Below are 21,124 nucleotides of genomic sequence, written 5' to 3'. Positions count from 1 at the left end.
GACACGTGGTCGTCCTCGCATTGATTTCGCTGCTGATCGCCGGTGCTGCCCTCGGGTTGGCCGTGTTCGAGCGCCGGCAGCGGTTGGCGTCCTCGCCCCTGATCCTGAACGGTCTGCCGGAGGACGTACCCGGTCTGCGGGCCGAGGTGGCTGCGCTGCGGTCAGAGGTCGCAGCTCTCGGGGTGGAGAACTCGCGCAACCTGCAGCACATCGCGATCGTGCGCTACGACGCCTTCGGCGACGTCGGAGGGCAGCTGTCCTGGTCGCTCGTCATCGCCGACGGCACCGGAGACGGCCTGCTGCTGACCTCGATCCATGGCCGCACCGAGGGTCGCTCGTACGCCAAGGCTCTGCGGGGGTGGGAGTGCTCCACCACGCTGTCGCCCCAGGAAGAAGCCGCCCTCAGTCAGGCGAAGCCTGCGGCTTGAGTGGCACGGGCTGGCTCATTCAAGACTGGTCATCGGGCCGATGATTGAGGTGACTGCGCTGGTTGGTGGCAGCTCTTCCGGCCATGGCTTGACGAACGGTTTGTGGACGTCCACGGCGATCAGGAGCACGTCACCGGTTGCGAACGGTTGGTAGAGCGTCCCTCCCCACGGGCACCGGAACGTGCCGTGCGCGACCAGGAGATATTTCGGCGTGGTCGGCGGTGGATCGACTGATGAACGGCCGAAGAGACGCTGAGCAACCCCCAGCGTCGTCCGCCGATAGGCCATCCCAGTCGGGTGGGTGGCCCGGCACTCTGCTGCTGCTTCCAGAACGACTGCCCGAAGCTCATCGACAGGATCGTGCGGCTGCGGGACGCCGGCGAGGCGAACGAACGGACCGATGTCGTGGGCGCACAGGTCGGCTTCGCCGACGACGACCGAACTCGGGCTGGTCGTACCGACGGGCACCGTGAGGCAGAGCACCACACCAGTGGCCTTCGGCTGCCCGCCGGTGAACCAGCCCTTGGCGAGCAGGACGTACGAGGCCCGCTGAGGCGTCGGCTGTGCGTAGAAGAGGCTGGTCGGATGCGTGTCTCGCGCGAGACGTGCCTGCTCGAGGAGGATCGAACGCAGCGATGCTTCGGTCTGTGGAGCCGCGTGAGCGCTGATCGCCGAGCCGGTTGGTCCAGGTGCGCTCGCCTTCGATCCGCACCCGGTGACCCCGATCGCAAGGGTCGCAGCAAGGGCGGTGAGCAACCGATTCACAAGGACATGATGCGCGAGATCGGCCATTCGGTTCCCTGCTAGCGCGGAACACGCACCAGCAACCGTCCCTGTGCACAGCGCGCGAGGAGTTCGCGGCCGTCGGCGATCGGGTCGCCGTCGAGCTGGCGCGGGTTGTCCGCGGACGCCCGGACGTGGACCGTACGTCCGCGGAGCCGCATGACCGTCTCGTCGACGTGCGGGCGCTTGGTGATGATCCGGTACGACAGCGGCAGCCACGACAGGAATCGCTGAGGGTGAAGCAGGACGACGTCAATCAGGCCGTCGTCGATCTCCGCGTCCGGGATGAGCGGCATGCCGCCCTGGAGCTGGCCGACGTTGCCGATCACGACGGTGCGTGCACGGTGCTTGGTCCAGGGGCCTTCGTCGACCGAGACCTCGAGCTTCATGGCCGGGAACATCAGTGCCTTCAGACCCGACAGGATGTACGCCATCCAGCCGATCCGGGCCTTCAGGCCCTCGTCGACGCCGGACATGATCGCGGCGTCGAAGCCCATCCCGGCCATCACCAGAAAGGCGCTGTCCTCGAACCCGTCGCCACTGACCTCGACCAGATCGATCGCCCTGTCCTGGCCGGTCAGGGCGACGCCGATCGCAGCGCGGAGGTAGAGCGGGATCTGCAGGTTGCGGGCGAGCAGGTTGCCGGTGCCGGCCGGAATGATCCCGACCGGGATGCCCGTCGACGCCAGTTCGGCGCAGACCTCGCGTACGGTGCCGTCGCCACCACAGACGACCACGAGGTCGGCTCCCGCCACGGCGGCGGCTGCGGCCATCCCGGTGCCTGAGTCCTCGACGGTGGTGAAGTACCAGTCGGGCTCGTCCCAACCGGTCTCGCGCGCGACCTGGCGCACCGTGTGCCGGAACTGGCGTACCGACTCGACCTTGATCGGATTGAGTACGACCGCCAGCCGCCGCCCGCGGGGCGCTGAATCCATCTCCGGTTGCCACTCGGGCTTCGGCAACGGGCTGTAGAGCATCAGGCCGAGCAGGACGGTCCCTCCGCCGAGCAGTAGCCCACCGACGACGTCGGTCACGTAGTGGCGGCCGAGTGCGAGTCGGTCGTACGCGATGAGGACGACGATGACGGCACCGACGAGGTACCAGAGCCGACGGAAGGCTGGACGACGCGTGAGCATCTTGACCGTCACCAGCGTTGCGCCGACCACGGCCATCGCGCCGGTGACGTGCCCGCTCGGATAGCCGGGCGAGGACAGATGATGCTCAGCGAACTGCCACGGTGGTCGGGCGCGGTCGAAGGACGACGCGACAATCCGGTGCAGGATCTCGGCGACGATCACCACACCGAGCACATAGAGACTGGCCCGGCGGTGCCTCCGGAAGAGCAGAGCCGCGACGGCGGCGGCGGCGACCAGGGCACCGACAGTGCCACCGAGGACCTCGACCAGGCGCCAGGTGTCGCTCAGCCGTACGGCGGGGTGCCATCGGTCGATCCCGGACAACCAACCGTGCCGGACGCCGACACCGAGCAGGACCATCAGGGCGTACGCGATCCCAGCCCCTTCGAGCACCAGCAGACGGGTCCGACGCAGCACGCGAGAAGTTTAGGGGCCCCGCTGGGGCCGATAGGCTCTGCGCGTGATCGACCCGCGCATTCTCCGTGACGAGCCCGACCGCGTACGCGCCTCGCAGGCCAAGCGGGGGCTGAGCGGGTCCGTGGTCGATGAGGCGCTGGCCGCCGACAAGGCACGCCGCGAGGCGATCGGATCGTTCGAGGCCAAGCGCGCCGAGCAGAAGCAGCTCGGAGGCCAGGTCGCGAAGGCCCAGGGCGAGGAGAAGCAGGTGCTGCTGGCTCGCACCAAGGAGCTCTCGGCCGAGGTCAAGGCGCTCGAGGAGACCCAGCGTGCCGCTGAGGCCGACTACACCCGGCTGCTCAAGTCGATCCACAACGTGACGGCTGAGGAGACCCCGGCGGGCGGCGAGGACGACTTCGCTCTGGTCGAGACCGTCGGCACCCCCCGTGACTTCGCGGCGGAGGGTTTCGAGCCGCGTGACCACGTCGAGCTGGGGAAGTTGCTGGGCGCCATCGACCTGGAGCGTGGCGCCAAGGTCTCCGGCAGCCGGTTCTACTACTTGACCGGTGTCGGTGCCGAGTTGGAGTTCGCCCTGATCAACCTGGCGATGGAGCAGGCCCGCGAGGCCGGCTTCATTCCGGTGATCGCCCCTGCCCTGGTCCGCCCCGAGGCGATGGAGGGCACCGGCTTCCTCGAGCAGGCCGAGGAGAACGTCTACCGGATCGAGGGCGAGGACCTCTACCTCGTCGGTACGTCCGAGGTGCCGATGGCGGCCTACCACTCCGGCGAGATCCTCGATCCCGAGACCCTTCCGCGCCGGTACGCGGCCTTCAGCAGCTGCTTCCGCAAGGAAGCCGGCTCGGCCGGCAAGGACACCAAGGGCATCATCCGCGTCCACCAGTTCGAGAAGGTGGAGATGTTCGTCTACACCACCCTCGAGGAGTCGTACGCGGAGCACGAGCGGTTGCTGGCGTGGGAGAAGGCCTTCCTCGACAAGCTCGAACTCGCGTACCGGGTGATCGACGTGGCCGCCGGCGACCTCGGCAACTCCGCCAGCCGCAAGTTCGACTGTGAGGCGTGGATCCCGACGCAGGGCAAGTACCGCGAACTGACTTCGACCTCGAACTGTCTCGACTACCAGGCCCGGCGCCTCGACACCCGGATGCGTGGCGAGAACGGCACCACGCCTGTGGCTACCCTCAACGGCACGCTGACCGCGATCACGCGCGCGATCGTCGCCATCCTGGAGACCCACCAGCAGCCGGACGGTTCCGTACGCGTGCCCCTGGCCCTGCAGAAATGGATGGGCCGCGAGGTCCTCACGCCGCTAGCGTGACGGCGTGACCTGGAAGCCGCGCGTCGTCGCTCTCGATCTCGACGGGACGGTCGTCCAGTGGATTGACGGCGTCGGTCAGGCGTCGACACAGGTCTCGCCCGCGGTGGTCGCTGCGGTCAGGGCTGCGTACGACGCAGGCGCGACGATCGCACTCTGCTCGGGGCGCTCCGCGCTCGGCATGATCAACGCCGCCGACCTGCTTGGCCTGCCGGACGAGGGTGACCGGATCTGGCTCGTCGTCGGCAACGGCTCGACCGTCATGACGTGGCCGCCGCTTGAGGCCGTCCACGAGACGACCTTTGACGCCGGGCCGGTGGTCGCGGAGATCCTGCAGATGCATCCCGACGCACTGGTCGCCGTCCAGGAGCGTGGCGTCGGCTACCGGCTCAACGGCCTCTTCCCGCCGGGTGAACTCATCGGGGAGATGCGGGTCGTGCCTCTCGATGAGCTCCTGGCCCAGCCGGTCGACCGGGTGATCGTCCGCGATCCCGGTGCGTCGGTCGAGGATTTCGTACGCGCCGCGGAGCGACTCGGGCTGCATGACATCGAGTACGTGGTCGGCTTCACCGCCTGGATGGACATCGCTGCCGCCGGAGTCAACAAGGCCTCGGGCCTGGCGTACGTCTGCCGGGAGATCGGCGTTGACGCTGCCGACGTCCTGGCCATGGGTGACGGTCGCAACGACGTCGAAATGTTGCAATGGGCCGGCCGTGGCGTCGCGATGGGCAACGCACTGCCCGAGGCGATCGCAGCGGCCGACGCGGTCACCGCGAGCTGTGAGGACGACGGCGTCGCGGTCGAACTGCGTCGCTGGTTCCCGGCCTAGCTCCGTGCCAGCGTGCCCAGCTCGACGCCGTGGTCGGCCAACGCCTGGCGGTAGCGCTCGACGTTGCCGAGCTTGACCGACTCGTACCCACGCACCATGTCCGGCAGTCCGGCGATCTCCACCGCGCGGTCGTGGTTGTCGGCGGTCAGCGAGGCGGTCAGCTCCGTGACCAGCCCGAGGTAGTGGTCGCGCAGCTCGCGCTCCACCTTCCGAACCTCGGCGTACCCGAACGGGTCGAAGGCCGTCCCTCGCAGCCCCTTCATCTTCGCCAGGGTCCGCAGCACCGGTCGGCTGCGCGGGCCGAAAGCGATCTTCTTCTTGCGTCCCATCGCGGCCAGGACCGGCGGGTGGAGCATGAAGGAGGCAGTGGCACCCGGGTACGCGGCCTCGGTGTCGGCCAGGAAGCCCGGGTCGGTGATGAGCCGCGCGACCTCGTACTCGTCCTTGTAGGCAGTCAGCTTGAACAGGTTCCGCGCGACAGCCTGGGCGAGATCGGTGCCCACGCCGAGTGAGGCCTCAGCAGTCGCGACGCGCTCAACGACGGCGACGTACGAGTCAGCCAGCCCCTCGTTCTGGAACGCGACCAGGTCCGCAGCACGCCGCCCGACGACCTCAGCGACATCGGCCGGCAGCGAGGCCGCTGCGACCGAGGCCGGCGGGGCCGGTAGCGGTCGCGGAGTGCGACCGGCGATGGCTGCGGCAAAAGCTGCCGGCTCGGCGACGGCAGCCCGGCCCCAGCGGAAGGCGGCGATGTTCGACGCGACTGCGGTGCCGTTGATGGTGATGGCGTCCTCGATCGCGGCGGCGGGGAGCAGGAGAGCGCCCGCCTGGTACGCGGCCCCGACCAACAGGAAGTTGGCGGCGAGCCGGTTCCCGAAGATCGCGTCGGCGGCGTGGAGCCCGTCGAAGTCCCACAGCGCAGCGCTGACGCTGCGTACGCGGTCGAGCAGGTCCGCCTCGTCCGGGTGCTGCACCGCGGGGTCGTAGACCATTGCACCGGTGGCCGTGCGCGACGTGGACACGATCGTGTGCGTACGCGATGCGTCGCCGTAGGCGAGGTTGCGGGCCTCGGCCAGCGTGAGCAGGTCGAATCCCAGGAACACATCGGCTGATCCGGGGGTCAGCCGGTTCGCCGGCTCGAGGTCGGCCCCGCTGAAACGCAGGTGACCGACGACCGGGCCGGCCTTCTGACTGACGCCGGTCTGGTCGAGGGACTCGGCTTGGTAGCCGGCGCGGACGGCGGCCGTCGCCAGCACCTGGTTGACGGTCACGATCCCGGTGCCGCCCACGCCGACGAGGAAAGCGTTCTGGGTGGTGGTGACCCTGACTTCGCCCGCGGCAGGAGCAACCTCCGGCGGCGTCGGGATGACGCGCTTCTTCGACCTGATCTTCTTGCGTCGCTTGGGCGCGGTCTCGATCGAGACGAAGGACGGGCACTCGCCGTCGAGGCAGCTGTAGTCGGTGTTGCAGGACGTCTGCTCGATCTGGGTCTTGCGGCCGTACTCGGTCTCGACGGGCTGGACCGAGAGGCAGTTCGACTTCACGCCGCAGTCGCCGCAGCCCTCGCAGACCGCCTCGTTGATGACGATGCGCTTCGTACGCTCCTTGATGCCGCCGCGCTTGCGCTGACGGCGGGCGTCGGCCGCGCAGTGCTGGTCGTAGATGAGCACGGTGACGCCGGGGATCTCCCGCAGAATGCGCTGCGCTTCGTCGAGCCGGTCGCGATCCCACAGGACCGTGCCCGCGGCGAGGTCACGCTTGCGGTACTTCGTCGGCTCGTCGCTGCAGACGATGATCCTGGCGACCTTCTCCGCAGCGAGCTTGTGGGTGAGGTGCGGGACGTCGAGGGCGCCCTCGGCGTCCTGGGCGCCGGTCATCGCGACGACCTCGTTGAAGAGCAGCTTGTAGGTGATGTTCACTCCGGCGGCCACGCAGGCCTGCAGCGCGAGCTGTCCGGAGTGGAAGAACGTGCCGTCGCCGAGGTTCTGGAAGATGTGGTCGACCTCGGTGAACGGCGCCTGACCGATCCACTGAGAGCCCTCGCCGCCCATCTGGGTCACGCCGACCACCGCGCTGTCCTGGCGCTGCGAGGTGGTCACCATGACGTGGCAGCCGATGCCGCCGGCGCCGATGGAGCCCTCCGGGATCGCGGTCGAGCGGTTGTGCGGGCAGCCCGAACAGAAGTACGCCGCGCGGCTCGTCGAGAGCATCGGCAGTGGCGTACGGCTCGGGGCCGGCGGGGTCACCGTGAGGCGGCCCTGGAGCAGGTGGCGCATCGGCGACAACAGTCGGCCGGAGGTGAGTTCGCCGTCGTCGGGGATGAAACGAGCGCCCTGGGCGTCCTTCTTGCCGATGATCCTCGGGGCGTTCGGGGTGCGGTACAGGATGTCGCGGATCTGGGTCTCGATGAAGGAGGTCTTGTCCTCCACCACCACGATCGTGTCGAGCCCGTCGGCGAAGGTCTCGATGATCGTCGGCTCGATCGGGCTCATCATCCCCAGGCGCAGGATCCGGATGCCGCCGAGTGCGAGGTCGTCGTCGCTGACGCCGAGATCGCGGAAGGCCTGCCGCAGTGAGTCGTAGCAACTGCCGGAGGCGACGAAGCCCATCGTGGCGTTCGGGGCGTCGAGTTCGATCACGTTGAGTCCGTTGGCCGCCGCGTACGCCTTGACCATCTCGGTACGCGGGCCGACCATCTCGGCCTCGGCGCCGATGATCGCGTCGGGCCGGACGATCACCTGTCGTTGGGTGTACGTCCACGGCTTGCCGTTCCACTCGATCTCCGGAAGGACCGGGTCGATGTCGCTGGCTCGGTAGTCGACCAACCACGCGCCGTCGGCCACGTCCGCCACGATCTTGAGCGCGACCAGGCAACCGGACGCACGGGACATCTCGACCGCATGCATACCGAGCGTGACGACTTCGGCGGCATTGCGCGGGAACAGCACCGGAATGCCGAGCGTGGACGCGGTCCGCTCGCTGACCGCCGGGACGGTCGAGGACTTGGACGCCGGGTCGTCGCCGACCAGGAGCACGGCGCCGCCGTCAGCGTTGGCGCCGTACATGTTGGCGTGGCGGAACGAGTCCGTCGCCCGGTCGAAGCCCGGACCCTTGCCGTACCAGAAGCCGGTGACACCGTCGTAGCGCGCAGCGGCACCAGGGATCACCGACTGCGAGCCCCACACGGCCGTGGCCGCGAGCTCCTCGTTCAGCCCGGGTACGAACGTGATCGCGCTGTCCTCGAGTACGTCGGGCATGCCGTTCAGCAAGGTATCGAACCCGCCGAGAGGGCTGCCCTGGTAGCCGGACACGAAGGAGGCCGTGTGGCGACCCCGGCGTCGGTCCAACGCCCTGTGCTCGACCATCATCCGCACCAGTGCCTGTACCCCGGTGAGCAGCATCGGCTGGCTCCCGACCCGGAAGCGTCGACCGAGGTCGTAGTCGGCGATCGGCTCGACGGCGGTGTCTCTCGGGGCCGGGCCTACGGTCGGGATCGTTGCCATGATGCTCCAAGGGGTGTTCGCGGGGGCGCGTGACCACCATGCGCGATATGTGGCGTGGCTCACCAGTGCGGCCTCGGCATTTAGCGAAAATGCGTGACAATCCCGACGTTGGAGGCGCCAACCTGTCTCATTTGTTGCGAGCGACGTATTCTTTTATGCGTGAGCGATCCGATTGCCCTCGACGATGTCGACCACCAGATCCTGCGGCTCCTGAAGGAGAATGCGCGCCGACCGTTGCGCTCGATCGCTGAACAGGTCGGGCTCACCGTCGCTCCGGTCCAGCGAAGGATCGCCCGGCTCGAGGACGCCGGCGTCATCGAGCGCTACACGGTCCAGGTCGACCAGAGCCGGGTCGCCTCCGGGATCGAGGCGGTCGTCGAACTCCGCTATCAGGCAGGCCTCGAACTGCCTGCGCTGCTCGAGCTCATCGGCGACATCCCCGAGGTCGGCGAGGTGCTGACCCTCGCCGGCGATCCGGACGCGATGGTGCGGATCAATGTGTCCGGCGTGCACGAGTTGGGCCGGATCGTGCGGCAACTCCGTGCGTCCGGACGGGTGGCCAGTACGAAGACGATGGTCGTCCTGGACCGTTGGAGTCAGGCGGTCTGACCGCTCTGGTGTCGCCGTTCCCGGCAACCTCGGGAGTACTCTCGAATCAAGTGATCTGGCTCACCCCGCCAGGCACCTGACGGCACTCGCGGAGACCCCGCACCGCCCTTGAAGGAGTACGTAATGACGTCTCTGGATGACTACCTCGCACCGATGCCGAGCGAGGCCGAAATGGTCCAGTTGCTCACTCCCGAAGGGGAACGAGTCAGCCATCCGGACTACACCTTCGCGGGGACCGACAACCAGATCCTCGGCCTGTACCGGGACATGCATCTCGTACGCCGACTCGACCGGGAGGCGACTGCCCTCCAGCGTCACGGCGAACTCGGGCTGTGGCCGCCGTTGCTCGGCCAGGAGGCCGCGCAGATTGGTGCGGGTCGCGCGCTCAGGACGCAGGACTTCGTCTTCCCGACCTACCGCGAACACGGCGTCGCCTGGTGTCGCGGTGTCGATCCGCTCAAGTTGCTGGCGCTCTACCGCGGGGTCGACCAGGGCACCTGGGACCCGACCACGACGAGGCTGGCGCCGTACACGATCGTCATCGGCGCCCAGACGCTGCACGCCGTCGGGTACGCGCTCGGGGTGCTCCACGACGGTGCCGTCGGCACCGGCGACTCGAACCGCGACACGGCGGTGGTCGCGCACCTCGGTGATGGCGCCACTTCCCAAGGTGACGTCAACGAGGCCTTTGTCTTTGCCGCGTCCTTCCAGACGCCGGTGGTGTTCTTCTGCCAGAACAACCACTTCGCGATCAGTGAGCCGACCGAACGCCAGTCCCGGATCCCGCTGTATCACCGCGCGGAAGGCTTTGGTTTTCCCGGCGTACGCGTCGACGGCAACGACGTGCTGGCTGTGCACGCCGTCATGTCGGCCGCTCTGCAGCGGGCTCGCGAGGGCGGCGGCCCGACGTTCGTCGAGGCGTACACCTATCGGATGGGCGCGCACACCACCTCCGACGACGCGACCCGCTACCGGCTCAGCGAGGACGTCGAGCACTGGAAGTTGAAGGATCCGCTCGCGCGGGTCGAGGCGTACGTACGCCGTCGTGGTCTGGCGGGCGAGGAGTTCTTCGAGTCGCTGGCGGCTGAAGCTGACGCGCTGGGCGTGAAGATGCGCGAGGGCTGCAAGGCGTTGCCCGATCCTGATCCCGCGGCGCTCTTCGACCGCGTCTTCGTCGAACAGACCGATGAGTTGGCGGCCCAGCAGGCGGCGTTCTTGCAGCGGGCTGGTGCGGCGCGATGACCACCCTCACGTCGATCACACTGGCGAAGGCGCTCAACGCTGGCCTCCGGAAGGCGATGGAGGACGACCCCAAGGTGGTCCTCCTCGGGGAGGACATCGGCGCGTTGGGTGGCGTCTTCCGGGTCACGGACGGCCTGCTCAAGGACTTCGGCGAGGGGCGGGTCATCGACACCCCGTTGGCCGAGTCCGGGATCGTCGGCACCGCGATTGGCCTGGCGATGCGTGGCTACCGGCCGGTGGTCGAGATCCAGTTCGATGGCTTCGTCTACCCCGCGTACGACCAGATCGTGTGCCAGCTCGCGAAGCTGCACTATCGCTCGGGCGGTCGGTGGAGTCTGCCGGTGGTGATCAGGATCCCGTTCGGCGGCGGCATCGGCGCAGTCGAGCATCACTCGGAGTCGCCCGAGGCGCAGTTCGCGCACACCCCGGGGCTGAACGTCGTCGCCTGTTCCAACCCGGTCGACGGCTACTGGATGATCCAGCAGGCGATCGCCTCGGACGACCCCGTGATCTTCCTCGAACCCAAGCGCCAGTATCACGCCGCGAAGGCGGACATCTCCCTCGACGAGAGCCCGCAGTCGCTGTGGGCGTCCAGGGTCGTACGCGAGGGCTCGGAGGCCACGTTGGTGGCGTACGGGCCGACGGTGGCGACCTGTGTCGCGGCGGCCGAGGAGGCCGAACGTCAAGGGCGGTCGGTCGGCGTCATCGATCTGCGTACGCTCTCGCCGCTCGACCTCGACCCGGTCCTCGCCGCCGCCCGCGCCACCGGTCATGTGGTGGTGGTGCATGAAGCGCATGTGAATCTCGGCATGGGGTCCGAGGTCGCGGCCCGTGTCATGCAGGAGTGCTTCCACTCGTTGGAGGCGCCGGTGCTGCGGGTCGGCGGGTACGACACCCCGTATCCGCCTTCCCGGGTCGAGGAGTCGTGGTTGCCTGATGTGGACCGGGTGCTGGAGGCGATCGATCGGAGTTGGTCGTGGTGAATGAGTTCGCGCTGCCCGATGTCGGTGAGGGCCTGACCGAGGCCGAGTTGGTGACCTGGCGGGTCGACGTCGGCGACACCGTCGCGATCAACGACATCATCTGCGAGATCGAGACCGCGAAGTCGGTCGTCGAGTTGCCGACGCCGTACGCCGGCGTGGTCTCGGAGATCCTCGTGCCAGTCGGCACCACGGTGCCCGTGGGGACTGCGTTGGTCCGGATCGGAGCGGTGGACGAGGTGGTGTCGGTCCCATCAACACCCCCCGCCGATCTTCCGAACGTTCGGACGGTCCCCTCTGCATCATCCGAACGTTCGGACGATTCGGCACAACCCCTCACGCTGGTCGGGTCCGGGCCGAAGGAGATCCGGGCCTCCCGCGTCGTCCTCGCCAAACCTGCGGCTCGGCTGGCTGCCCGAGAGCGCGGCATCGAGCTCGAGGCGGTGGTCGCCACCCGCGCTGACGGCGTGATCACCACCGACGATCTCACGCGCGTCGCCGAGCCGCCGATGGAGACCTTCGAGCCGATCCGCGGCGTACGCAAGGCAATGGCCGAGGCGATGGTCGCCTCCGCAGCGGTGCCACACGTGACCATCTGGGCGAGCACGGACGCCACCCGGACTCTCGAGCTCGCCGAGCGGGTCGGCCGTCGATTGCTCACCGTCATCGCCCGGATGACGGTCATCGCGCTGCAGCGACACCCGTTGCTGAACTCGACGTTCACCGCGGACGGGGTGACCCTGCACGAACGCGTGAACCTCGGCATCGCGGCGGCTACCCCACGCGGCCTGATCGTGCCGAACATCCGCGAAGCCGATCGTCTCGACCTCGCGAGCCTCGAGTCGGCGCTCGATGACCTCGTCGCCGTCGCGCGCGCCGGGCGTACCCAACCCGAGGCGCAGGTCGCCGGGACCTTCACGATCACCAACATCGGCCCGTTCGGGATCGAGGGTGGTACGCCGCTGCTCAACCCGGGCGAGAGCGGGATCCTGTGTATCGGCGCGGTCGCCAAGCGCCCGTGGGTCGTGGGTGACGCGGTCGTTCCGCGCGATGTGGTCACTGTCAGCCTCACCTTCGACCACCGTCACATCGACGGCGAGGCTGGTTCGCGCTTCCTCCGGGACATCGTCCGGATGATCGAGGAACCGGGTACGGCTCTCACCTTCTAGGCCGACACGCGATGATGGAGCAATGACTTCTCGCAGTGCGTACGCCCTCGGCATGGCTGTCGCCATGGCGGTGTTGACGGCGTGCGGCAGTTCGTCGGCAGGTGGCGGATCGTCTCCGACGATCGGGCCGAGCACGCCCGACGGCCTGCCGCCGATCCGGACGTCACCGTTCCCGACGGTCTCGGTGGCTCCGAGCGACGAGGCCGCGGTCGCGCAGTGCCGCGTTGATGTCACCGAGGTGACGAATGCGACCGAGCTCTACCACCGGCAGAACGGGATCTATGCCCCTGACATGAAGACGCTGGTCTTTGCCGGACTGCTGAAGTCGGTGCCGTCCGACATCCACTACGGCTACGACGCTCCGGACGTCGATCCAGTGGTCCTAGGTACGGTCACGGGCTGCTAGGCAGCACTCAGGCGAACCGGTCGGCGCGGCTCTGCGCGGTCCCGGCCACCAGTCCGGCGACGGCCGCACCGATCGCGGCGCGTACGCGCTGGGTGAGGCGCTCGCCCTCCGGAACGAACACGTCGATCGGCAGATCCTGGACCCGTACCTTCTGCGCGCGAGCCATCTGGTCGGCATGGGCGATGTCGCGGTGCACGATCGCCGAGGCACCTTCGGGTGGCAGCGGTGAGAGCCAGCCAGCCTCGGTGGCGATGATCCGATCGGCCGGCAGGATCGCGAGCGCGCCGCCGCCGTTGCCCTCGCCGAGCATCACCGACACGGTGGGACAGGTTGCACTGACGAGGTCGGACAGGGTGCGGGCGATCTCGCCAGCCATCGCCCCGTTCTCGGCCTCGGCCGACAGAGCTGCCCCTCGGGTGTCGATCACTGTCACGAGCGGGACGCCCAGCTCTGACGCGAGCTGGATCCCGCGACGTACCGTCCGAAGCCCCGCGGGCCCGAACGGCGTACGCGCCTGCATCGCCCGGTCCTGGGCGGCGACGACGCACGGCTGGTCACCGAATCGAGCCACGGCCAGCAGGATGCCCGGGTCGGCCTCGCCGGCCTGGGTGCCGCTGAGGGGTACGTGCGGGACGCCGGTGAGGAGTTCGCGGATCCCGGGGCGGCGGGCTGATCGGGTGGTGAGGATCGAGTCCCACGCATCGGGATCGGTGGAGCTCGCGACCTGGCTCAGCTCGCCCGCGCGCGGTCCGGCGGGAGGCGCCAGCACCGACGTCACCTCGATCAGCCGCGACCGGAGCGATGCCAGAGGCACGACCTCGTCGATCACGCCGCGCGCGGCAAGGTTCTCCGCGACCTGCACTCCTTCGGGGAACGGCTCGCCGTGGATCGCCTCGTACACCCGCGGTCCGAGGAAGCCGGCGAGCGCGCCCGGCTCCGCCCACACGATCTGACCCAGTGACGCCCAGGTGGCCATCACGCCACCGGTGGTCGGGTTCCGCAGCCAGACAACATACGGCAGGTGCGCGGCCCGATGGGCTGCGATGGCGGCACCGATCCGCACCATCTGCACGAAAGCCGGAGTGCCCTCCTGCATCCGGGTCCCGCCGGAGCAGGGCAGCCCGATCAGCGGGAGGCCTTCGGCAGTGGCCCGCTCGATCGCCGCGATCAGCCGCTCGGACGCAGCCCGCCCGACCGACCCTGCCAGGAACCCGAACTCCGACACCAGCACCGCGACCCGGATCCCACCGAGCACGGCCTCGCCGGTCAGCACGGACTCATCGACGCCCGCCTTGTGTGCCGCGGTCGCCAGTTCGTACGAGTAGGTCTCGGGCAGCCCGACGTACGACGCCGGCACATCCCACGACTCCCAGGAGTCGAAGAGCTGGCCGATCAGGTCACGGGCGGTCACGCGAGGCACGGCGAAACCCTAATGACTCCGCGCATCAGCCATCACCCAGCGCCACGGTCAGCGCGAGTACGGTCTCCGGATCCTCGAGCCGATCGCCATACAGATCCCGCAGTTGCTGCATCCGGTATCGCACGGTCTGCGGGTGCACGAACAGTGCCGCCGCGATGTCCTCACGGCGCCCGTGGTGCAGCAGCCACGACCGCAGCGTCTCGGTCAGCTTCTCGGCGGCCGAGGGCCGCAGCGATTCCAGCGGCGCCAGCATGCGTACGCGCAGATCCGCGAGCGCCGCAGGATCCGAGCGCAGCAGCAGGGTGACCAGATGGTCGTCGGTGTCACCGAGGAGGTTGTTCTGCCAGGCGCGTACGGCCCGGTTGAAGGACGCGTCGGCCTCGCGCCACGGACGCGTCGGGCCGATCACGGCGCCGAGCCCGCTGGCTGCGCGTTTCAGTAGGCCCCTGCCCGCATCGGGCACCCAGAGCAGCAATGCGTCTGCCGCGCCGGGCGCCTCGGCCAACGCCAGGGTCGCTGCCGGCAGGCCCGCGAGCACGGTCCCGGTCTGCGCCAGCGGCGTGATGATCGCGGTGAGGTTGGTCGGGAGGGGCCATTCGGCGGCTTCCGCAGAGGCCTCGATCGCGTCGGCTGAGGCGCCTTCGACGAGCAGCCGCGCGAGCTGCTCGAGATACCGCTGCCGCGCACGCCCGGCGGTCGCCTGCTCCTCGGCATGGCCGGCCGCGGAGGCGTCCGAGAGTACGTCGATGTACGCAAAGGTCATGCCAGCGAACTCGGCCAGAGCCTTCGGGCTCATGCCGTTGTCCACGGCGATCCCGGACAGGCGCTCCCACGCCGTACGCGCGCCGATCCGGTACGCGGCCAGCAGCGCCTCCGTCGTACGCCCGGACCGAGCCTCGCCCCGACCCAACTTGAAGGCGCCGTCGACGGCCGGCGGCGTGGGGCCGGCCTCGGTGGGCCCCAGGTTGAGGAAGCCGTCGAGGGCCAGATGGACCGCGTTGGCGATGGTCTGGCCCATCGGTCCCTGCAGCGCCCGCTGATAGCTGGGCACCCCCGCGATCACCGCCGCTACCACCTCGTCGGCGACGGTCGGCAGACTCGTCCGGAGTTGATCGATCAGCTCCGGGGGTAGCGTTTCAAAACTCGTACTCATTTGTTCTCCACGAACAATCTGCGGCTGGTTATTCACGCCTGATACACAGGACTTTAGACGCATCCCGATTCAGGATGGGATACATGGCCATCACCAACGACGTACCCAGCGGGTTCGGCGCGCTCGTCCGTGCCCGCGGACGCCGGTTCGCCGAGATGGCGCTGACGCCGCACGACCCCGACGACTTCCTCGACCTGGTCGCCCCGTTGCGCTCCGGTGCACCGCTCCGTGCCCGGATCGTCGAGGTCCAGCCGGAGACCCGCGACGCCGCCACGATCGTGCTGCAGCCCGGTCGTGACTGGGCCGGGCACGTTCCGGGGCAGTACATCCGGATCGGCATCGATGTCGACGGAGTACGCCACTGGCGGGCGTACTCACTGACCCACGGACCGCGTCGCGATCGTCGGATCTCGATCACCGTCAAGGCCGTCCGGGATGGCGTGGTCAGTCCGTTCTTGGTGCATCAGACCAAGCCCGGCACGATCGTGCACCTCGAGCAGGCAGCCGGCGAGTTCGTCCTCGATCAGAGCCACCGACGACTGCTGTTCGTGACCGCCGGGTCGGGCATCACCCCGGTCATCGGGATGCTGCGAAACCTCTACCCGGTGACCGACGAGGGGGTGCGCCCGCACTCCGACCTCGACGTCACCGTGGTCCACCTCGCGCCCAGCCACCCGGACTCGATCTTCGTGCGCAACCTCGAGGAGCTCGGGTCCGCTGGCGCGATCAACCTGATCACCCACTATGACGACGAGTACGGCTTCTTCGACGTCGAGCAGCTCGGGTCCTTGGTCCCGGACCTCGCCGAGCGCGTCACGTACGCCTGCGGTCCCGGCCCCCTCCTGGACGCACTGCGTACGCACCACGACGAGCGTGGTCTCGAACTCCAGATCGAACAGTTCCGGGTCTCGACGATCACCCCGGCAGAAGGCGGCACTGTCGCGATCGCCGGCCAGGTCATCGACGTTCCGGCGGGCAGCACGATCCTCGACGCTGCAGAGGCAGCGGGGGTCCTGATGCCGAGCGGTTGCCGGATGGGCATCTGCATGGGATGCGTCTTGCCGATGACCGAGGGCGCGGTGCGCGACCTCCGGACTGGCACGATTGTCGAGGCGCGTCCGGGGGAGACTGCGGAAAACGGCGTCTCGGTGCAGACTTGCATCAACGGTGCTGCCGGGGCCTGCGCCATTACCGCGAGGAAATGATTCATGACCGCTGTGACGAAGCAGGCGAACTCGCCGATCTCACACCTGACCGCCGCTGACATCGAGGCGATCGGCCGTGAGTTGGACGAGATCCGCCGCGAGGTCATGGAGAGTCGTGGTGCAGCGGACGCGGCGTACATCCGTCGAGTGATCAAGGCGCAGCGCTACCTCGAGATCGGGTCGCGCGCGGTCCTGATGGTGAGCATCTTCCCGCCGGCCTGGCTGCTCGGCACCGCTGGCCTGTCGATCGCCAAGATCCTCGACAACATGGAGATCGGCCACAACGTCTTGCACGGTCAGTGGGACTGGATGCGGGACTCGAAGATCCATTCGACGGTCTGGGACTGGGACTCCGCCACCCCGACGGACCTCTGGCAGCGCAGCCACAACGAGACCCACCACACGTACACGAACATCGTCGGCCAGGACAACGACCTCGGCTACGGGATCATGCGGGTCGATGAGGACCAGACCTGGGAGCCGCGTCATCTCGCGCAGCCAGTCCTGAACTTCTTCAACATGCTGTTCTTCCAGTACGGCATCGCGGCGTACGACCTGAACGTCGGTCAGCTCAAGGGCGTACCGATGAAGGACCGTTCCCCCGAATGGCACAGCGATGCCAAGCGCACGCTCGACAAGGTGAAGCGCCAGGCGTTCAAGGAGTACGTACTCCTGCCGGCCCTGTCCGGCCCCTCGTTCCTGACGACGCTCGCAGCCAACTTCACCGCCGACGTGATCCGCAACGTCTGGTCCCACGCGATCATCATGTGCGGGCACTTCCCCGAGGGCGTCCAGACCTTCGAGACCGAGGCGATCGACCCCGACGAGACCCGCGGCGAGTGGTACCTGCGCCAGATGCTCGGCTCGGCCAACATCTCCGGCCCGCCGTTGCTGCACCTGATGAGCGGCAACCTGTCGCACCAGATCGAGCACCACATCTGGCCGGACCTGCCGTCGAACCGGTACGCCCAGGTCGCTCCGCGGGTGCGCAACCTCTTCGAGCGGTACGCGCTGGACTACAACAGCCGCCCGTTCATTCCTCAGGTCGCTTCGGCCTGGCACCGCATCGTCCGGTTGTCGCTGCCCAACAACTGGCTGCAGAAGACGACCGTCCGCACCCTTCCGAAGCAGCTCCGGCTGTTGAAGCAGATGACCAACTCCGACCAGGCGACCCGTGAGGCGCTACAGAAGGAACTCGACGCATGATGCGTATGGAGAAGAGTCCCTACAAGAACCGCGACCGGACGTACCGCACGATCATTCGTGCCGCGCTGGCGTGGTTCCGGGTCGGTGACATCACCGTTGAGATGTCCGGCCTCGAGCACATTCCGGCTGATGGGCCGGCGTTGCTGGCGTGCAACCACCTGTCGTTCGTCGACTACCTGATCCAGGGCTTCCCGGGGGTCAAGCGTGGTCGTTTCACCCGGTTCGTGGCGAAGTCGGAGCTGTTCGACAACAGCAAGACCGGTCCGATCATGCGCGGCTGCAACCACATCAGCCTCGACCGGGCAGCCGGCGCGGACGGCATGGCTGAGTGCGTCGTACGCCTCAAGAACGGTGAGGTCGTCGGGATCTTCTCCGAGGGCACCATCTCCCAGAGCTACGTCATCAAGGACGTCAAGACCGGCACCGTACGCATCGCCGCCGAGGCCGGCGTGCCGGTCATCCCGGTCGTCGTGTGGGGTACGCAGCGGATCATGGCCAAGGGCCGCAAACTTGAGCCGCGCCACCACCACGTGCAGATCGCCGTGGGCGAGCCGCTGGCCGTCACGGGGGAGGACCCGGTCGCCGAGACCGCCGAACTCCGGCGTCGGATGGAAGCACTCCTGGAGCCGATGATCTTCGCCGACCCGAACTTCGAGCAGGGTGTCGCGGAGAAGGCGTGGTGGCTTCCGGCCGCGTACGGGGGTGGCGCCCCGACGCTGGACGAGGCGGCTGCCGCGTACACCGAGGAGCTCCGCCTGCGGGCCGAGCGCAAGGCAGCGAAAGCCGCAGCCGGCCGCTAGGCGTGTGCTGCTTCACATGGCGCGGCTAAGTTACTCGCGAGTAGCATTGTCTGCATGTCTGTAGTCACCTGCGAGATCACCGACGGCATTGCCCAGGTCCGGCTGAACCGGCCCGACAAGCTCAATGCACTCACCCTCGACGTCCTCGAGGAACTGGTCGCGGTCGCCCACCGGTTGCGCAAGGACAAGTCCGTGCGCGCGGTCGTCATCGCGGGCAACGGCGACGCCTTCTGTGCCGGCCTCGACTTCGCGACCGTGATGAAGCAGCCCGGCCGCGTCGCGCGTACCTTCATCCCTCGCCCGTGGCACGGCACCAACATCTTCCAGGACGCCGCCTGGGCGTGGCGCCGGATCCCGGTACCCGTGATCGCCGCGGTCAAGGGTCACTGCTTGGGCGGCGGTGTCCAGATCGCGCTCGGTGCGGACTTCCGCTTCGCGACCGCTGACTCCAACTGGTCGGTGCTCGAGGGCAAGTGGGGCATCATCCCGGACATGAGCGGCATCCAGTCGCTGTCGGAGGTCGTCGGCATCGACACCGCCAAGCGCCTCACCATGACCGCCGAGATGTTCTCCGGTACGCGCGCTGCCGAACTCGGTCTGGTCACCGAGATCGCCGAGGACCCGATCACCGCCGCAACTGCGTTCGCCCAGCAGTTGGCCACCAAGTCACCCGATGCTCTGGCAGCTGCCAAGCGGCTCTTCAACGACACCTGGTCGGCCTCACCGCGGCGTACGTTCGCCCGCGAGCGCCGGGAGCAACTCCCGCTGCTCTTCGGGGCGAACACCAAGATCATCCAGAAGGCCGTCGCCAAGAAGGTGGAGCCGGCCTTCAAGCCCCGCTCCCGCTGACCCCCTCCGCCGATCTTCCGAACGTTCGGAAGGTCGTCCCGCCTGCCATCCGAACGTTCGGAAGATTGTCAGGGGTAGGTGATTCCGGTGGCCTTCTCCGAGATCTCCCACAGCCGGGCGGCGTACGCCTCGTTGTAGGAGAGCTTGGACGACTTCTGCACCTCGGGGTGGCCGATGAGAGTCATCCGACGGGACGGGCCGACGAACGTGCCCGAGGGCAGCTCGGCCGTGGCCGCCATCAGCGACGGCTGGGCGCCGTCCTCGGCTGACTGCGACATCGCTTTGTAGGCCCGATCGCCCGGTGCCGACAGGAACCCGAAACTGGTCCCGTTCCCGACCAGGTGGGTCCCGGCGAAACCGGGGTGGGCTGCATACGTGCTCACGTCGAGGCCGGCTGCGGCGAAGCGGCGAGCGCCCTCATAGGTGAAGTAGAGGTTCGCCAGTTTCGACTGGAAGTACGCCTGCCAGCGGCTGTAGACCTGCGGGGCGACCGACGGGTCCCGCAGGGGCGCACGTACGGCGGCGTTGTGACCGATGCTGGCGACGTTGACCACGCGGCCGCCCGCCTCGGCGAGCTGGGGGAGCAGGAGTCCGGTCAGCAGGAACGGGCCGAGGTGGTTGGTGCCGAACTGCTGCTCGAACCCGTCGACGGTGCGGGTGTGCGGCGTCGCCATCACGCCGGCGTTGTTGACCAGGATGTCCAACGGACCGGTGACCGAGGCCGCTGCCGACCGGATCGACTCCAGTGAAGCCATGTCGACGACGACCGGCGCTGTGGACGCCTTCGGCACCTCGGCGCTGATCGCCGCTGCCGCCTCGTCCAACTTGGCCGGCGTACGCCCCGCGAGGAGGACGTGTGCGCCCGCGCGAGCCAGTTCACGGGCGGTGTAGAAGCCGATCCCGCCGGTGCTCGGGCCGGTGACCAGAGCGGTCCTGCCGGAAAGGTTCGGGATCTGAGCAGTGGTCCACGGCATGGCTCAAACCTAGTCCCGGCCCGATGACTAGGGGAATGCGAGTCCGGCGGCGATACCCACCATCAGGATCGCAATGAGGACGTCCAGGATCTGCCAGGCCCGCGGTCGCGCCAGGAGCGGAGCCAGCAGGCGCGCCCCATAGCCCAGAAGCGTGAACCAGACGATGCTGCCCAGTGCCGAGCCGGCGGCGAACCACCACCGACCGCTGCTGCCGTGGGCGTTCGCGATCGAGCCCAGCAGGATCACGGTGTCCAGATAGACGTGCGGATTCAGCCAGGTGAGCGCCGCCGCTCGGACCAGGACCTTGCGGGGCGGTTCGCCGGCCGCAGCCGCCAGGCCAGTTGCGTGCCGGGCACGACGAAGCGACGATGCCGCGTACCAGAGCAGGAAGGCGACGCCGAACCATCGCACGACGGTCAGGACCCACGAAGCGTTCGTGATGAGGACACCGATGCCGGCCACCCCGGAGAACTCCAGGACGACGTCGGACAGTGCGCACAGGGCGACCAGTGGCAGCACGTGGGAGCGGAGGATCCCCTGTCGGAGCACGTACGCGTTCTGCGCCCCGATCGCGATGATCAGCGAGAGTCCGGTGAAGAAACCGACGACGACGAGACCAGCCACCCGTGCACCTTAGGCGCCGCGGCCGGTGCAACCGACACCGGAAAGCACCGACGCCCCGCCCGAGCCGCATCTGGAGGAT

The 21,124-nt window shown here is 68.3% G+C and carries 19 protein-coding genes; 12 read left to right on the top strand and 7 right to left on the bottom strand.

What is annotated here, in order from left to right:
- Positions 1-5 precede the first annotated feature (5 nt).
- A complete protein-coding gene (locus tag KCTC_RS07985) occupies positions 6-428 on the top strand; it encodes a DUF4446 family protein (protein ID WP_125568393.1) in 423 nt (140 codons plus the stop codon).
- A gap of 15 nt (positions 429-443) precedes the next feature.
- On the opposite strand, the gene KCTC_RS07980 is transcribed toward KCTC_RS07985, so the two are convergent.
- Together KCTC_RS07980 and KCTC_RS07975 are read right to left on the bottom strand one after the other, a co-directional pair.
- Positions 444-1,193, bottom strand: coding sequence for a hypothetical protein (locus tag KCTC_RS07980; RefSeq protein ID WP_125568391.1), 750 nt, complete (start codon positions 1,191-1,193; stop codon positions 444-446).
- 38 nt (positions 1,194-1,231) lie between these two features.
- Positions 1,232-2,764 carry a diacylglycerol kinase family protein gene (locus KCTC_RS07975; protein ID WP_231998641.1) on the bottom strand — a complete coding sequence of 511 codons (1,533 nt, stop codon included), beginning with the start codon at positions 2,762-2,764 and terminating at the stop codon, positions 1,232-1,234.
- Between the two features lie 43 nt (positions 2,765-2,807).
- Between KCTC_RS07975 and serS the strand changes: the two genes are divergently transcribed.
- The gene (serS, locus tag KCTC_RS07970; protein ID WP_125568389.1) at positions 2,808-4,079 is read left to right on the top strand and encodes a serine--tRNA ligase; all 1,272 of its coding nucleotides are present in this window, start codon (positions 2,808-2,810) and stop codon (positions 4,077-4,079) included.
- A 4-nt stretch (positions 4,080-4,083) separates the two neighbouring features.
- On the top strand, positions 4,084-4,905 hold the full coding sequence (locus KCTC_RS07965; RefSeq protein WP_125568387.1) for an HAD family hydrolase: 822 nt from the start codon (positions 4,084-4,086) through the stop codon (positions 4,903-4,905).
- On the opposite strand, the gene KCTC_RS07960 is transcribed toward KCTC_RS07965, so the two are convergent.
- Complete coding sequence (locus tag KCTC_RS07960) at positions 4,902-8,408, bottom strand: indolepyruvate ferredoxin oxidoreductase family protein (protein ID WP_125568385.1); 3,507 nt, start codon at positions 8,406-8,408, stop codon at positions 4,902-4,904. The two genes, KCTC_RS07965 and KCTC_RS07960, sit on opposite strands and share 4 nt — an antisense overlap.
- Before the next feature lie 159 nt (positions 8,409-8,567).
- Here KCTC_RS07960 and KCTC_RS07955 point away from each other — a divergent pair, with 159 nt between their 5' ends.
- The 5 genes from KCTC_RS07955 to KCTC_RS07935 all read left to right on the top strand — a co-directional run bounded on the left by KCTC_RS07955 (position 8,568) and on the right by KCTC_RS07935 (position 12,814).
- A complete protein-coding gene (locus KCTC_RS07955; protein ID WP_164512530.1) occupies positions 8,568-9,017 on the top strand; it encodes an Lrp/AsnC family transcriptional regulator in 450 nt (149 codons plus the stop codon).
- 123 nt (positions 9,018-9,140) lie between these two features.
- Positions 9,141-10,259 carry a pyruvate dehydrogenase (acetyl-transferring) E1 component subunit alpha gene (pdhA, locus tag KCTC_RS07950; protein ID WP_231998640.1) on the top strand — a complete coding sequence of 373 codons (1,119 nt, stop codon included), beginning with the start codon at positions 9,141-9,143 and terminating at the stop codon, positions 10,257-10,259.
- Entirely contained in the window at positions 10,256-11,242 is a 987-nt protein-coding gene (locus KCTC_RS07945; protein ID WP_125568381.1) for an alpha-ketoacid dehydrogenase subunit beta, read from the top strand. The genes pdhA and KCTC_RS07945 overlap by 4 nt, the downstream gene beginning before the upstream one ends.
- Positions 11,239-12,408, top strand: coding sequence for a dihydrolipoamide acetyltransferase family protein (locus tag KCTC_RS07940; RefSeq protein WP_197715291.1), 1,170 nt, complete (start codon positions 11,239-11,241; stop codon positions 12,406-12,408). The genes KCTC_RS07945 and KCTC_RS07940 overlap by 4 nt, the downstream gene beginning before the upstream one ends.
- A 22-nt stretch (positions 12,409-12,430) precedes the next feature.
- Entirely contained in the window at positions 12,431-12,814 is a 384-nt protein-coding gene (locus KCTC_RS07935) for a hypothetical protein (RefSeq protein WP_125568377.1), read from the top strand.
- Between the two features lie 7 nt (positions 12,815-12,821).
- Here KCTC_RS07935 and KCTC_RS07930 read toward each other — a convergent pair whose 3' ends face one another.
- Together KCTC_RS07930 and KCTC_RS07925 are read right to left on the bottom strand one after the other, a co-directional pair.
- Positions 12,822-14,234, bottom strand: a complete 1,413-nt coding sequence (locus KCTC_RS07930; RefSeq protein WP_125568375.1) for a carboxyl transferase domain-containing protein — start codon at positions 14,232-14,234, stop codon at positions 12,822-12,824.
- Positions 14,235-14,259: 25 nt separating this feature from the next.
- Complete coding sequence (locus tag KCTC_RS07925; protein WP_125568373.1) at positions 14,260-15,387, bottom strand: helix-turn-helix domain-containing protein; 1,128 nt, start codon at positions 15,385-15,387, stop codon at positions 14,260-14,262.
- Between the two features lie 83 nt (positions 15,388-15,470).
- Between KCTC_RS07925 and KCTC_RS07920 the strand changes: the two genes are divergently transcribed.
- Genes KCTC_RS07920 through KCTC_RS07905 form a run of 4 tightly spaced genes read left to right on the top strand, consistent with a single transcriptional unit; the run spans position 15,471 to position 19,447 of the window.
- Positions 15,471-16,592, top strand: coding sequence for a ferredoxin reductase (locus KCTC_RS07920; protein WP_231998639.1), 1,122 nt, complete (start codon positions 15,471-15,473; stop codon positions 16,590-16,592).
- Between the two features lie 3 nt (positions 16,593-16,595).
- Entirely contained in the window at positions 16,596-17,798 is a 1,203-nt protein-coding gene (locus tag KCTC_RS07915; RefSeq protein WP_125568369.1) for a fatty acid desaturase family protein, read from the top strand.
- Positions 17,795-18,598 (top strand): lysophospholipid acyltransferase family protein, encoded by an 804-nt coding sequence (locus KCTC_RS07910; protein WP_231998638.1) that lies wholly within the window; start codon positions 17,795-17,797, stop codon positions 18,596-18,598. The genes KCTC_RS07915 and KCTC_RS07910 overlap by 4 nt, the downstream gene beginning before the upstream one ends.
- Before the next feature lie 54 nt (positions 18,599-18,652).
- The gene (locus tag KCTC_RS07905; protein ID WP_125568367.1) at positions 18,653-19,447 is read left to right on the top strand and encodes a crotonase/enoyl-CoA hydratase family protein; all 795 of its coding nucleotides are present in this window, start codon (positions 18,653-18,655) and stop codon (positions 19,445-19,447) included.
- A gap of 68 nt (positions 19,448-19,515) precedes the next feature.
- On the opposite strand, the gene KCTC_RS07900 is transcribed toward KCTC_RS07905, so the two are convergent.
- Together KCTC_RS07900 and KCTC_RS07895 are read right to left on the bottom strand one after the other, a co-directional pair.
- Positions 19,516-20,421: an oxidoreductase gene (locus KCTC_RS07900; protein WP_125568365.1), complete on the bottom strand. Its 906-nt coding sequence runs from the start codon at positions 20,419-20,421 to the stop codon at positions 19,516-19,518.
- 27 nt (positions 20,422-20,448) lie between these two features.
- On the bottom strand, positions 20,449-21,045 hold the full coding sequence (locus KCTC_RS07895; RefSeq protein ID WP_125568363.1) for a LysE/ArgO family amino acid transporter: 597 nt from the start codon (positions 21,043-21,045) through the stop codon (positions 20,449-20,451).
- Between the last annotated feature and the right edge of the window lie 79 nt (positions 21,046-21,124).

The sequence above is a fragment of the Nocardioides baekrokdamisoli genome (genome assembly GCF_003945325.1).
GTDB classification, from domain to species: domain Bacteria; phylum Actinomycetota; class Actinomycetes; order Propionibacteriales; family Nocardioidaceae; genus Nocardioides; species Nocardioides baekrokdamisoli.
Note: the sequence above shows the minus strand (reverse complement) of the source record. Positions and strands in the feature narration are given on the sequence as shown.

Excerpts from the sequence above, each read along its gene's own strand:
- KCTC_RS07960 (WP_125568385.1), bottom strand. The coding sequence starts at position 8,408 with ATGGCAACGATCCCGACCGTAGGCCCGGCCCCGAGAGACACCGCCGTC.
- pdhA (WP_231998640.1), top strand. The coding sequence starts at position 9,141 with ATGACGTCTCTGGATGACTACCTCGCACCGATGCCGAGCGAGGCCGAA.
- KCTC_RS07945 (WP_125568381.1), top strand. The coding sequence starts at position 10,256 with ATGACCACCCTCACGTCGATCACACTGGCGAAGGCGCTCAACGCTGGC.
- KCTC_RS07935 (WP_125568377.1), top strand. The coding sequence starts at position 12,431 with ATGACTTCTCGCAGTGCGTACGCCCTCGGCATGGCTGTCGCCATGGCG.
- KCTC_RS07925 (WP_125568373.1), bottom strand. The coding sequence starts at position 15,387 with ATGAGTACGAGTTTTGAAACGCTACCCCCGGAGCTGATCGATCAACTC.
- KCTC_RS07920 (WP_231998639.1), top strand. The coding sequence starts at position 15,471 with ATGGCCATCACCAACGACGTACCCAGCGGGTTCGGCGCGCTCGTCCGT.
- KCTC_RS07915 (WP_125568369.1), top strand. The coding sequence starts at position 16,596 with ATGACCGCTGTGACGAAGCAGGCGAACTCGCCGATCTCACACCTGACC.
- KCTC_RS07910 (WP_231998638.1), top strand. The coding sequence starts at position 17,795 with ATGATGCGTATGGAGAAGAGTCCCTACAAGAACCGCGACCGGACGTAC.
- KCTC_RS07905 (WP_125568367.1), top strand. The coding sequence starts at position 18,653 with ATGTCTGTAGTCACCTGCGAGATCACCGACGGCATTGCCCAGGTCCGG.
- KCTC_RS07900 (WP_125568365.1), bottom strand. The coding sequence starts at position 20,421 with ATGCCGTGGACCACTGCTCAGATCCCGAACCTTTCCGGCAGGACCGCT.